The 12,140-nt window shown below is 63.0% G+C and carries 16 protein-coding genes; 7 read left to right on the top strand and 9 right to left on the bottom strand.

Annotated features, from left to right (window positions below):
- The first annotated feature begins 13 nt into the window (after positions 1-13).
- Genes fmt through truA form a run of 3 tightly spaced genes read left to right on the top strand, consistent with a single transcriptional unit; the run spans position 14 to position 2,223 of the window.
- On the top strand, positions 14-943 hold the full coding sequence (gene fmt, locus NKJ35_RS14230; protein WP_352477102.1) for a methionyl-tRNA formyltransferase: 930 nt from the start codon (positions 14-16) through the stop codon (positions 941-943).
- Positions 940-1,449: a GNAT family N-acetyltransferase gene (locus NKJ35_RS14225; RefSeq protein WP_254815873.1), complete on the top strand. Its 510-nt coding sequence runs from the start codon at positions 940-942 to the stop codon at positions 1,447-1,449. Before fmt ends, NKJ35_RS14225 begins: the two co-directional genes overlap by 4 nt.
- A gap of 18 nt (positions 1,450-1,467) precedes the next feature.
- Complete coding sequence (gene truA, locus NKJ35_RS14220; RefSeq protein ID WP_352477029.1) at positions 1,468-2,223, top strand: tRNA pseudouridine(38-40) synthase TruA; 756 nt, start codon at positions 1,468-1,470, stop codon at positions 2,221-2,223.
- Here truA and NKJ35_RS14215 read toward each other — a convergent pair.
- Together NKJ35_RS14215 and dapE are read right to left on the bottom strand one after the other, a co-directional pair.
- Positions 2,205-2,813 (bottom strand): transporter, encoded by a 609-nt coding sequence (locus NKJ35_RS14215; protein WP_254815875.1) that lies wholly within the window; start codon positions 2,811-2,813, stop codon positions 2,205-2,207. The genes truA and NKJ35_RS14215 overlap by 19 nt on opposite strands.
- A 2-nt stretch (positions 2,814-2,815) precedes the next feature.
- Entirely contained in the window at positions 2,816-4,015 is a 1,200-nt protein-coding gene (gene dapE / locus NKJ35_RS14210) for a succinyl-diaminopimelate desuccinylase (protein WP_352647819.1), read from the bottom strand.
- A 128-nt stretch (positions 4,016-4,143) separates the two neighbouring features.
- Here dapE and NKJ35_RS14205 point away from each other — a divergent pair, with 128 nt between their 5' ends.
- Entirely contained in the window at positions 4,144-4,395 is a 252-nt protein-coding gene (locus NKJ35_RS14205) for a hypothetical protein (protein WP_352647817.1), read from the top strand.
- Here the strand turns inward: NKJ35_RS14205 and NKJ35_RS14200 are convergent.
- The 4 genes from NKJ35_RS14200 to dapD form a co-directional block, all read right to left on the bottom strand.
- Complete coding sequence (locus NKJ35_RS14200) at positions 4,365-5,465, bottom strand: GGDEF domain-containing protein (protein ID WP_352647816.1); 1,101 nt, start codon at positions 5,463-5,465, stop codon at positions 4,365-4,367. The two genes, NKJ35_RS14205 and NKJ35_RS14200, sit on opposite strands and share 31 nt — an antisense overlap.
- A 233-nt stretch (positions 5,466-5,698) precedes the next feature.
- Positions 5,699-6,487, bottom strand: a complete 789-nt coding sequence (locus tag NKJ35_RS14195) for a hypothetical protein (RefSeq protein ID WP_254815878.1) — start codon at positions 6,485-6,487, stop codon at positions 5,699-5,701.
- Between the two features lie 21 nt (positions 6,488-6,508).
- The gene (locus tag NKJ35_RS14190; RefSeq protein ID WP_352455974.1) at positions 6,509-6,886 is read right to left on the bottom strand and encodes a DUF805 domain-containing protein; all 378 of its coding nucleotides are present in this window, start codon (positions 6,884-6,886) and stop codon (positions 6,509-6,511) included.
- Positions 6,887-6,916: 30 nt separating this feature from the next.
- Complete coding sequence (gene dapD, locus NKJ35_RS14185; RefSeq protein WP_352647814.1) at positions 6,917-7,771, bottom strand: 2,3,4,5-tetrahydropyridine-2,6-dicarboxylate N-succinyltransferase; 855 nt, start codon at positions 7,769-7,771, stop codon at positions 6,917-6,919.
- A gap of 145 nt (positions 7,772-7,916) precedes the next feature.
- On the opposite strand from dapD, the gene NKJ35_RS14180 reads away from it, so the two are divergent.
- Positions 7,917-8,756: an LOG family protein gene (locus tag NKJ35_RS14180; RefSeq protein ID WP_254815881.1), complete on the top strand. Its 840-nt coding sequence runs from the start codon at positions 7,917-7,919 to the stop codon at positions 8,754-8,756.
- Between the two features lie 33 nt (positions 8,757-8,789).
- Here NKJ35_RS14180 and NKJ35_RS14175 read toward each other — a convergent pair whose 3' ends face one another.
- Positions 8,790-9,497 (bottom strand): pyrimidine 5'-nucleotidase, encoded by a 708-nt coding sequence (locus NKJ35_RS14175; RefSeq protein ID WP_352477037.1) that lies wholly within the window; start codon positions 9,495-9,497, stop codon positions 8,790-8,792.
- Between the two features lie 161 nt (positions 9,498-9,658).
- Between NKJ35_RS14175 and NKJ35_RS14170 the strand changes: the two genes are divergently transcribed.
- Positions 9,659-10,420, top strand: coding sequence for a GGDEF domain-containing protein (locus NKJ35_RS14170; protein WP_352647811.1), 762 nt, complete (start codon positions 9,659-9,661; stop codon positions 10,418-10,420).
- Between the two features lie 69 nt (positions 10,421-10,489).
- Here the strand turns inward: NKJ35_RS14170 and NKJ35_RS14165 are convergent, their stop codons facing one another.
- Entirely contained in the window at positions 10,490-10,657 is a 168-nt protein-coding gene (locus NKJ35_RS14165) for a hypothetical protein (RefSeq protein ID WP_254815884.1), read from the bottom strand.
- 93 nt (positions 10,658-10,750) lie between these two features.
- Between NKJ35_RS14165 and NKJ35_RS14160 the strand changes: the two genes are divergently transcribed.
- A complete protein-coding gene (locus NKJ35_RS14160; RefSeq protein WP_352647808.1) occupies positions 10,751-11,251 on the top strand; it encodes a MarR family winged helix-turn-helix transcriptional regulator in 501 nt (166 codons plus the stop codon).
- On the opposite strand, the gene phhA is transcribed toward NKJ35_RS14160, so the two are convergent.
- A complete protein-coding gene (phhA, locus tag NKJ35_RS14155; protein ID WP_352647806.1) occupies positions 11,246-12,079 on the bottom strand; it encodes a phenylalanine 4-monooxygenase in 834 nt (277 codons plus the stop codon). The two genes, NKJ35_RS14160 and phhA, sit on opposite strands and share 6 nt — an antisense overlap.
- Positions 12,080-12,140: the final 61 nt, after the last annotated feature.

Below are 12,140 nucleotides of genomic sequence, written 5' to 3'. Positions count from 1 at the left end.
TCGACGAATGCCCCTGCGTGTCATCTTCATGGGTACGCCCGAATTCTCCGTGCCGACGCTGCGGGCGATTGCCGGGGCCGGGCACGGGTTGACCGCCGTCTATACGCAGCCGCCGCGCGCCGGCGGCCGGCGCGGGCTCGAGCTGACGCCGTCGCCGGTGCAGCGCGAGGCGGATCAGTTGGGCGTCGAGGTGCGGACGCCGGTGTCGCTGAAGGGCGAGGCGGAGCAGGAGGCGTTCCGCGCCTTGCACGCCGACGTCGCCGTGGTCGTCGCCTACGGATTGCTTCTGCCCAAACCCATTCTCGAGGCGCCGCGGCTCGGTTGCCTCAACGGCCACGCATCGTTGTTGCCGCGCTGGCGCGGCGCTGCCCCTATCCAGCGCGCCATCATGGCCGGCGACACCGAAACGGGCATGATGGTGATGCGGATGGAGGAAGGCCTCGACACCGGGCCGGTGGCAATGGTTGAAAAATGTCCCATTGGACCCGACATGACGGCCGGCGATCTGCACGACCGGCTGATGGCTCTCGGTGCTGCGCTGATGGTGCAAGCGCTGGAGCGGCTGGAGCGAAATACGCTGACATTTACCACACAGGCGGAGGTGGGGGTGACCTACGCCAAGAAAATCGATAAATCGGAGACTCGCATAGCCTGGCTGCGACCTGCTGGCGACGTGCACAACCAGATTCGCGGCCTGTCGCCCTTTCCCGGTGCATGGTGCGAGGCCGAAATCGGCGGCCGCGTAGAACGGCTGAAACTGCTTCGCTCGACGCTCTCGCAAGGCGCCGGCGAACCGGGAGGAATTCTCGATGACCGGCTGACGGTCGCCTGCGGGTCAGGCGCGATCAGGCTGGTCGAAGTTCAACGTGCGGGCGCAAGGCCCATAGCCGCGCAGGAGTTTCTGCGCGGGGCCAAGCTCGAAAAAGGAATGAAATTGTCATGAGCATGATGTCCATACGCGCGGCGACGCCGCGGGACCGCGAGGCGATCCGCCTTGTCGAAGAACACGCATTCGGCCAGCAGACGGAGGCCGGACTGGTCGACGCGCTGGTCACCGGCGGTGATGCCGTCGTCGAACTGGTGGCGGACGAAGACGGGCAAGTGGTCGGGCATATCCTGTTTTCACGGCTTTTCGTGCAGAATGGCGGCAAGAGCTTCCCGGCGGTGGCTTTGGCTCCTTTGGCGGTCGAGCCGTCGTTCCACGGCACCGGCATCGGCGGTGCGCTGGTCCGCGAGGCGCATATCCGCCTGAAGGCTGCTGGCGAGACGCTCGCCGTGGTGCTCGGCGATCCCGCTTACTATGGACGTTTCGGTTACAGCCGCGCCCGTGCAGCGAAGTTCGAGAGCGAGTACCAAAGCGAGGCTTTGCAGGCGCTTGCCTGGGGCGAGGCGCCGGAGACCGGCAGGCTGGTCTACGCCTCGGCCTTCGGCTCAGCCCTCGCCGCCTGATTTCGCTTCGATCCGGGAATGCCGCGTTTTCGCCTCGACATCGAATATGACGGCAGTCTCTTCGCCGGCTGGCAGCGCCAGGCCAACCAGCCTTCGGTGCAGCAGGCGATCGAGCAGGCGATCGAGAAGTTCTGTGGCGAGCAGGTTTCGCTGCGCGCCGCCGGCCGCACCGATGCCGGCGTCCATGCGACCGCTCAGGTGGCGCATGTCGATCTGATCAAGGCATGGCCCGGCGACAAGGTGCGCGACGCCGTCAACGCGCATCTGCAGGCGGCCAAGGTGCGCATCGCCATCCTGAAGGCCGCCTCCGTGCCGGATGGTTTCGATGCGCGTTTCTCGGCGATCGGCCGCCATTACCTCTACCGCATCGTCAATCGCCGCGCGCCGGCGGCGCTCGACAAGGGCAAGATCTGGTGGGTACCGAAGCAGCTCGATGCCGGGGCCATGCACGAAGCGGCAAAGGTGCTGCTTGGCCGGCATGATTTCACCACCTTCCGCTCGACCCAGTGCCAAGCCTCCAGCCCGGTCCGCACACTCGACCGGCTGGATGTCAGCCGGGCGGGCGATTTCATTGAGGTCCGCGCTTCGGCGCGCTCATTCCTGCACAACCAGGTGCGCTCTATGGTCGGCTCGCTCAAACGCGTCGGCGAAGGCGGCTGGACTGTTGCCGACCTCAAGGCGGCGCTTGAGGCGCGCGACCGTGCGGCCTGCGGTCAGGTGGCGCCGCCCGACGGGCTGTTTCTCGTCGGCGTCGATTATCCGACGCCTGGCTGATCCGGAACGCTGATCCCGAGCAGCGCCTGCAATCCGAACAGGACGATCAGCGACGCCACGAACATGCCGGCAAAAACGGCGCTGCCGACCGCCGCACCCCTGCCGATCGCAACGTTGGTCATCCGCCAGGTCAAGACCATCGACAGCGCGAACAACAGCAGCGACACGAGTCCGGAGACTTCGTTGGCCGACGTCAGGAAAAGCCGGATCAACGCCGATGGCAGCATCATCCAGGCGATGATCGCCGAGGCCCAGTTGCTGGCCACGACATAATGGACGAAACGGCCGCCAACGCCGACCCGCGGCGCCACCAAGGCGAGGCCTATGAGCGGCAGCACCCAGGCGCCGATATCGACGGTGGCCAGGCGGATCAACATGCTGAAACGGCCGACGAATGCGTTGGGGTCGCCGATCTCGTTGGCAATACCGACCCAGCCGACGATCAGTGCCGGCGCCGCGACGACGATGGCAAAAAAGGAGTTCCAGAATCCGTCCGCCGAAAGGTCGAGCAGGCGAAATCCGTCGGCCTTGCCGAGCATCAGCCGCCAGGCACCGGCAAGCGAAGCGTAGGTTTCATCCGCTGAAAGCATCACTAGGATATGTCCTGCGCAAACCAGTCTTCAACGAAGCGCAGATAAATCTGCGTCAGCGTCTCGAGGTCGGCAATCGCCACGCGTTCGTCGACCATGTGCATGGTCTTGCCGACAAGGCCGAATTCGACCACCGGACAATAATCCTTGATGAAGCGGGCATCGGAGGTGCCGCCGGAGGTGGAGAGCGCAGGCTTCCTGCCGGTCACCGCCTTGATCGAGCCGCCAAGCGTCTCGATCAACCTGTCGTCGCGTGTCAGAAAAACGTGGCTCGGTCCGTCGCGCCAAGCGATCTCGTAGTCGACGGGCGTCGTCCTGCCGGCGCGGTATTTCTTGCGTTTCGCCGCCCGGTCGAGGCGGTTATGGATCTCGGCCTGGATCGTCTCGGCGGTCCATGTGTCGTTGAAGCGAATATTGAAGGTAGCCGCCGCCTTCGCCGGGATGACGTTGGTGGCAGGATTACCGACATCGATGGAGGTCACCTCAAGATTGGTCGGCTGGAAATCCCTTGTTCCGTTGTCGAAGACGGGGTGAAGCAAGGCGTCGACCAGCGTCACCAGGCCGCGCACCGGGTTGTCGGCCAGCTGCGGATAGGCGGCGTGGCCCTGACGGCCGTTGACGACGACCGTGCCCGATAGCGAGCCGCGCCGGCCGATCTTGATCATATCGCCGAGCGCGTCGGGATTGGTCGGCTCGCCGACGATCGCAGCATGCCATTTCTCGCCTTTGGCGGCCGCCCATTCAAGCAGTTTCGTCGTGCCGTTGATCGCCGGACCTTCCTCATCGCCGGTTATCAGCAGCGAGACCGACCCCTTCGGGCCGCCCTTCTGCGCGATGTGTCGCGCTACCGCCGCGACGAAACAAGCGATGCCGCCCTTCATGTCGACGGCGCCGCGGCCGAACATCTCGCCATTGGCGATGTCGGCGGCAAAGGGCGGGTGCGTCCAGGCTGTTTCATCGCCCACCGGCACGACATCGGTATGGCCGGCAAACATCAGATGCGGGCCGTTGCCGGAACGCCGCGCGTAAAGGTTCTCTATGTCAGGTGTGCCGGATTCGGAAAACACCGGGCGCTCGACGGCAAAGCCGAGCGGCTTCAACATTTCTTCCAGCGCGCTCAGCGCACCGGCTTCAGCGGGCGTCACGGAAGCGCAGCGGATGAGAGCAGCCAGATTTCTGGTCGGATCGGTAGGCAGCGTCATGGGCAAAGCGATAGTCGAAAGCGCAGGGACTGTCACGGCCAGACATAAGGGCCAGACATGCCGCCGACATGATGGTTTTCATGTCGTATGATTGCGGCAAGGCCTCTCGACCAGAGCAGGGCCATCGCATGATCACGCATGGCAAGACAATCGTAATCGCCGGTGCCGGCAGTATCGGCTGCTACGCCGGCGGCTGCCCGATACTTGCCGGGCGACAAATGGTTCTGCTGGCGCGGCCGCGCATCGAGAAGGCGCTGCAAGTAGCGGTCAAGAGCGGCGCGACGCAAGGCATGGCCGGCCGGGCAGGAGAGAAGCGGATCGCCCTGCCTGTCGCCGGAAGCCGTCGCCGTCAGATGGTAGCCCGCACAGGTGCCCAGTAACGGCCCTTGCCGGTGCGCTTGGCTTCGTAGAGCGCATGGTCGGAACAGGTGAGCAGGATTTCCGGATCGCCGCCGTCGGCGGGTGCGAAGGCGCTGCCAACGCTCAGGCCGACATGGATGGCGGAACCGACCCCGAGGTCGAAAGGCACCGAGACCTTTTCGATGGCCCGCTTTGCCAGGTAGGTGGCCTCGATCTCCGAGGTTGCGGGCAAAAGGATGACAAATTCATCGCCACCAATGCGGAAGACAACGTCCCCCGGACGGAAGCCGCGCTTCAATCGTTCGGCCACCTTGCGCAGCAGCACGTCGCCGACGGCATGGCCAAAACGGTCGTTGACCTGTTTGAAACCGTCGAGATCCATGCTGAGCACTGCAAACGGCTTGCCGCCATTGGCGGCCGGCGCCGCAAGCTCGCGGCACATGTCGCGCAATTTCTCCTGCAGGAAGATGCGGTTTGGCAGGCCGGTCAGCGCGTCCTTGATGGCCAGGTCGCGATTGTCCAGTTCGGCGCGGATCATGCGGGCATTGATTGCGTGGTTCTGAAGCAGCACGATGATGACGCCGGCCACATAGAACGGCGTTTGAATTCCGACGATCGGCATTCCAGGCGCCGCAGAAAACAATGCACCGACCACGTAAGGCAGGCTTACGGCCAACATGACGAATATGGCGAAGCGCGGGGTCGCCGCATTGCGTGACGACACCACGCCGACGACGCCTGCGACATTCAAGGCGGCAAGTACGGAAAGCGCCATATTCCCGCTGGCAACACAGCCATAGCAGCCTAGGCCGAAGACGACCGACCAGACGCCGCTGGCTGCCATCAGGCCCGCCAGCGGCCCTTTCGAGCCGCGCGTGCGGGCCTGTTCGCATTCCCGCATCAGCAGAACGCGGACGGTGAAAAGCATCAGGTCGGCGGTAATCCAGGCGTAGGGCCACCAATCCCCGGTGGCGAGAGCGGCGCTGACCGCAACCAACAGAACGCTGATGGTGCCGAACAGGACTGCGAATTTGCGGTCGAAGGTGGTGTCGAGAAGCCGGGCGCGGACAGCTTCCGGTTCCAATTTCATTGGCGAAGAGAACCAGGCAAACAGGCGAGCGGCGGCGCTCCACGTTTTGCGCGGCTCCTTGGTGATCAGGGATAGGTCGCTTGCCAGTCGAGCGCTCCGTGCCGGTCGACACAGTCTTCGCCGGCATGCTGGGCCAGGGTGATTAACATTCGCTTAGAGCATCCGGCGCAAAACCGGCTTTCGGAACTCCCCGCTCTGCCGCTCTAGCGGATCCGACCGCCGGGTCGCCGGTTTTAGCTTGCCGGCCCCGGTCGTCTGCGGACTGCAGGCCGATGCGGCGGACCCGGCTCGGGATCGGTCTTCGCCGCACGCGCCGGCTGCCCATGAGGGGTTTCGATCAGCGTGATCTTCTGCCAGATCTTTCGCGAGAGGTTCGAAGCCAGGTTCTCGATGTCGTTGACGCCGTCGATGACCACGGCGTCATTCACCGATTGCGCGAACAGCGCGGCGATCTTGCCGGTGATCGACAGCATTTCGGAGCAGTAGTCGAGATAGCGGGCAAGGTCGGCGGCGTTGGTGATGCGGGCTGGCGAATGGGCAGTCGGCTTGAAACTGGGTGAAAGTGCGGCCGGATCCTTGGTCAGCTGGTGCATGTCGATGACATGGATCAGCGAACGCAACCCGTGGAGCTGGCGAAACACCCGCTTGCGCTTGATCCGCTCCTCGGAGCGAATCAGGGCCAGGAAGCCCAGCACCGCGAGGATGATCATGTTGAGGGAGGCTTCGATGCCTTGCACCGACTGGAAGGCATCGTGGTTTCCCGAGATGCGGCCGAGCGGCAGGATTGTGCCGACGAACAGGAACATCAGCGCTCCGGCGACGAAGGCGGCGATGATGAGGCCGCGCAGCCACCAGATCGGCGCCTCCAGCGCCTTGGCGGCTTTCGCCAGATCGCGCGACAGCGACACCAGCTCGGCGGCGACGCCGCGCAAGCCTGCATCGGGAAAGCGCTCGGCGACGCGCCCTTCCAGCCGTTCGGCGGTTTCGAGGATCAGTTTCGGATCAAGCGAGCGGTAGCGCATGACGAAATGTCCGATCGGCGCTCAGGGTTCAGCCGGGGCATTGGTGCGCTTGCCGTAGCGGTTGGGGCCGGGTTGCCCTGGAAACAGGCAAAGCACCAGGAAAGCGATGATCGAGACAACCGGCACGAAAAGCACCAGCGCCGCAACGCCCGGCTTGTCGAGGTCGTGCAACCGCTTGACCGCCAGCACCACGTTCGACCAAAGCGAGGCAATGAAGGCGATGAAGAAAATAAACGACCACATGTTGCTCTCGGTGGTGCCTTCCGGCACCAGCGTGAAACGGTAGAGCGGGAAGGCCTGTATGATGGCCACCAGCAATCCTCCAAGAAAATAGGCCGCGCGGCTGACGCGGCCCGAAGCTTTGAAGAAAAGCCAGATGAGGTCTGATCTATCAGGCAAGCGAATTCCGTCCGTATTCGTTGAGAAAGATCAATCGCGCAGCAATTCGTTGATCGAGGTCTTGGAACGGGTCCTGGCGTCGACCCGCTTGACGATGACGGCGCAGTAGAGGCTGGGGCCGGGCTCGTTGTTTGGAAAAGGCTTGCCCGGCAGCGAGCCGGCGACGACGACGGAATTAGGCGGCACCTCGCCGTAGAAGATCTCGCCGGTGGCGCGGTCGACGATCTTGGTCGACTGGCCGATGAAGACGCCCATGCCGAGCACCGAGCCCTCGCGCACGATGCAGCCTTCGACCACTTCGGAACGGGCGCCGATGAAACAGTTGTCCTCGATGATGGTGGGACCCGCCTGCATCGGCTCCAGCACACCGCCGATGCCGACACCGCCCGACAGATGCACATTCTTGCCGATCTGGGCGCAGGAGCCGACCGAAGCCCAGGTGTCGACCATGGTGCCGCTGTCGACATAGGCGCCGACATTGATGAAGGACGGCATCAGCACGGCGCCGGGCGCGACATAGGCGGAGCGGCGCACGATCGACGACGGCACGGCGCGGAAGCCGGCCTTCTCGAAATCGACGGCGCTCCAGCCGTCGAACTTCGAGGGCACCTTGTCCCACCAAACCGCCTGACCGGGACCACCCTTGATGATCTCCATCGGGTTGAGCCGGAAGGACAGCAGCACCGCTTTTTTCAGCCACTGGTTGACGTGCCATTTGCCGTCGGCCTGCCGCTCGGCGACGCGGGCGACGCCCCGGTCGAGCAGGTCGAGCGCCGATTGGATGGCCTCGCGCGTCTCGCCGCGGGTTGCGGTCGAAATCGTGTCGCGTTCCTCGAAGGCGTTCTCGATGATCTCCTCGAGGCTCGCGAGATCGTGTTTCGACATGAATTCGCTCCATTACCAAGCTGTTAAGGGCCGGCGCCTTAACCTGTTTGAAAGTCGCGCGGACCCTATGTGAAGGCTTGGGGAGGGTCAATCGCGGCAGCGTCACGGGACGGCGCAAGTGAATGATTGGACGGGTAAAGCAAATATGACTCCCATGGAAAAGGCGGGATGGACGCCGCTGCCGCATTCGGACGAGGATCTGGAGCGGTCGAGAAGCGTGCCGGACACGCCGCAAACGCGCGCGGAGACATATCGGCTGGCCTGGAACGACCCCGATTTCATGACGCGGCGCGAGTTGCGCGCGGTCAGGCTGCAGCTCGAACTGCTGAAACCGGAGATGATCCTGGCCGAGCGCGGCATCCAATCGACCGTCATCCTGTTCGGCGGCGCCCGCATTCCCGAGCCCGGCGGCGAAGCCTGGGCGGCCAAGAACGAGACGCAGAAGAAAAACCTCGAGCAAAACAGCAAATATTACGAGGAGGCGCGCAAATTCGCCCGCCTCTGCTCGCAGCAGTCGGCCAGCTCGTACTATCGCGAATTCGTCGTGGTGACCGGCGGCGGGCCGGGCGTCATGGAGGCCGGCAATCGTGGCGCCGACGATGTTGGCGCGCCGTCGATCGGTCTCAACATCGTGCTGCCGCACGAGCAGGCGCCAAACGCCTACGTGACGCCGGAACTCTGCTTCAATTTCCACTATTTCGCGGTCCGCAAGATGCATTTCGTCATGCGTGCCAAGGCCGTTGCGGTATTTCCCGGCGGCTTCGGCACGATGGACGAGTTCTTCGAAACGCTGACCCTGATCCAGACCGGCCGCATGGAACGCGTGCCGGTCATTCTGTTCGGCAAGGCTTTCTGGGCAAGGGCAATCGACCTCGATTTCCTCGCCGAGCAAGGCACGATCACTCCCGGCGACCAGGATATCATCGATTTCGTCGAGACCGCCGACGAGGCCTGGGGGATCGTCAGCCGCTTCTATAAACTTTGACATGCAAGCAGGACTTGAAGCGCGCCGGCTGCCTCAAGCAGGGACTTCGACGATTGCCGTGAGAAAGCCGGCGAGATCGTCGGTGACGAAGTCCACATCGTCCTCGTTGGCCGGGTCGCGTTCCCAAATTTCCGAGAAGGTCGGCTCGAAATTGCGCGGCACCACCAGCACCGTGGTCATGCCCAGCGATTTCGGTACCGACAAGTTGCGGGCGAGATCTTCGAACATCACCGCATTTTGCCCGGTAACGGCGTGGAGCTCGGCAAATCTTTCATAGGATTGCCGCGCTGGCTTGGGGTTCAGTCCGGCTGCGACGATATCGAAAATATCGTCGAAATGCTCGAGAATGCCAAGCTGCCGCGCGGTGCGTTCGGCATGCCGGCGATCGCCATTGGTGAAGATGAATTTACGGCCGGGAAGCTGGCGAATGGCGGTGCCGAGGACGGGATCGGGCACCAGCCAGGAATAATCGATGTCGTGCACTTTCTCGAGAAAATCGTCGGGGTCGATGCCGTGGCGCGTCATCAATCCGTTCAGTGTCGTGCCGTATTCACGGTAGAGCTCCTTTTGCAGCTTGCGTGCTTCCTCGCGCGGCAGCGTCAGCAATTCTCCGACGTAGGCGGTCATCTTCACATCGATCTGCGAGAACAGATTCGAATGGTGCGGATAAAGCGTGTTGTCGAGATCGAACACCCAGTCGGTGACATGGGCAAAGCGGGCGGGGTCGGGAAGTGTGGTCATACCGTCCTTATGGCACGAAACGATCTTTCTAACAGGAGGTTTATCCACCACCTATGCGCGCTAAGGATGGTGAAAATGGCGAAACGATTAAAATTTTAAGCATCGCCGAAAGGTGACATTCAGCGCTTGCTGGGACCAAGACGGACCAGTGGGAGCCAGCGATGAATCGCATAATTCTAAAGTCTGCCGCCATCGCTTTCGCCTCTGTAGCGGTCTCGCTTTTGCTGACGCTGATCGTCGTGCCGGCAATGGGGTTTCCGACCAATCGCACCATCTGGCTGACATCCACCGTCTGCCCGCTCGCGCTTGCCTGGGGCGTCGGCGCCTATACGTTCTGGCAGGGCGAAAGGTTGCAGACCGCGCATCGCGAGCTCGCCCGCGCCCATGCCCGACTCGCCGCCGCGCACCGGCGTCTGGCGGACAAGGCGAGCCGCGACGACATGACCGGCATGCTCAACCGCGAAAGTTTCTTTGCCGCCCTCGACGGCTCTCAGCGTAAATCCGATCGCGGGGCATTGCTGATCGTCGATGCCGACCATTTCAAGACCATCAACGACAGCTACGGCCATCTGATCGGCGACGATGCGCTGCTCCTGATCGCAAAGGCGATAGAGCGTGGCGTGCGCAGCGGCGACGTGCTTGGGCGCATCGGCGGCGAGGAATTCTGCGCCCTTCTGATTGGTGCCACCGAACACGAGGCCAGGCGCGTCGCTGAGCGCATCCGCCGTGAGGTCGAGCGTATCCGTTTCCGGCCGGTCGACGAACGATCGGTTCCGCTGACAGTCAGTATTGGCGGCATCACCTGCGGCAGGGACGCCGCAGTGTCGGAGCTGATGCGCGCCGCCGACCAGCGGCTTTACGAGGCCAAGCATCGCGGCCGCAATCTGTCGATCATCGACCGCGATATTTCCGAAGCCGCCTGAGCTCGGCCCTGAGCCTTCCGCTGGGATAGTTCCACCCTGTCTGCATTCAACCGTGCTGTGGCCAGACTGTCAAAATCCGAGTATGGCGATGCGGAACAGCAGGGCGGCGGCCGCCAGCGCGACCAGAGCGATGCCAAGGCCAATGGGAGAGCCCCAGCCATACCACTCCATCGCCAGCTTGGCGTATTTGAACTCCTCAGCCGGTGCGAGTGGGCCGCGCGTCGGGGTCTGATTCATTTTTCACTCCTTGCAAGCTGCGATAGGCCTTGCCTTGTGCCCGATGTAGCACATTACTATAATAGCCATAATGTTAGGCAGATTGATAGTTAGATGATCGAAATAAATTCGTCAAGCATGAATCGGGCAGACATGAAGACCGCTATCAGCCTTGCCATTATGGGCTGGCAGGACGCGACGCAGGCTTATGACGAGGCAGTGGGCGATAGGCTTGGGCTGAGCATGGCGGAACGCCATTGCCTGGCGCTGCTCTATGGCGGCCCGCGATCGGCTGGCGAGGTCGCGGCCGCAACAGGGTTGACGCCGGCCGCGGTCACCGCGCTGATCGACCGGCTGGAAGCGCGCGGCCTGCTGACACGAACGCGCAGCCTCGAGGACAGGCGCAAGGTGGTCATAGAGGCGACGGAACTCACGCGAGAACTATCGACGCGCTATTATGGCGCGATCGCTCAGGAGGGGGAAAAGGTGATCGCCACATTCACCGACATTGAACTCGGCACGATCCTGCGCTTCGTCACGGCATACCTCGACCTTCAGCGCGACCAGCTGGCCCGGCTGAAGGCCGAGGCGTTGGAAACAACCGACAGCCTATAGGCTCGCCGGGTCGATCGCTGGCTCGCCTTTGCGGCGCGCCACGATCGCCGCAAGATCGGCTGTCTCGAAAGCATCACGCAGGGCGTCGAACGACGGCAGCACGAAATAGGCACGCTGGAACTTGTCGATCTCGTAGCCGGTGCGCATTACGGTTTCCAAGTCGAAGGGAACATGGTGCGCCTCGCCGCCTTCGACCGCGAACTGAAGCTCTGTGAAGGATGACATCAGCCCGGCGCCGAAAGCCTTCAGCGGCTTGCCCGGCTCGCGTATCAGGCCGTATTCGACGGTGTACCAGTAAAGCCTGGTGATCATCTCGTCGCCGCCGAGCGCAATCACGCTATCGGCCTTCTTGCCATACATCTGCATGAAGTCGGCGAAGACCGGCTGCGTCAGGATCGGCACGTGACCGAAGAAATCATGGAACATGTCGGGCTCGACAATGTAGTCGAGCTCCTTTTGGGTTCGCAGCCAGTTGGTGACCGGGAAGCGGCGGTTGGCGAGATGGTCGAAGAACGGCTGGGCGGGGATGAGCCCCGGCACGGCGACGATCTCCCAGCCGGTGAACTTGCGCAGCTTCTCGCTGACCGCACCGAAATCCGGGATCTTGTCGAGAAGGCCGAGTGCCGCGACGCCGTCGAGGTAGGAGTGGTGGGCCAGCTTCCTGGTCAGCTTCGTCTGGCGGTCGCACAGCGTGCGCCACACCGCCTGTTCTTCGTCGCTATAATTGTAGCCCTGCGCCACGGTGAAATCGGCACGGCAGACGGAATAATCGCCGCGAAGGCCTCGCGCCGCGCATTCGCGGGCATAGTCGGCAACGTTCATTGTCATGGCTTGCTCTCCCTGGAAATCATGACCAGCGAATTGCCGGAAATTCTAGCCGGATCGCGCG

The organism is Mesorhizobium sp. M0136 (genome assembly GCF_040322515.1).
In the GTDB taxonomy this organism is placed as follows: Bacteria; Pseudomonadota; Alphaproteobacteria; order Rhizobiales; family Rhizobiaceae; genus Mesorhizobium.
The sequence above is the reverse complement of the archived record's forward strand: the minus strand, read 5'-3'. Positions and strand labels throughout refer to the sequence as shown.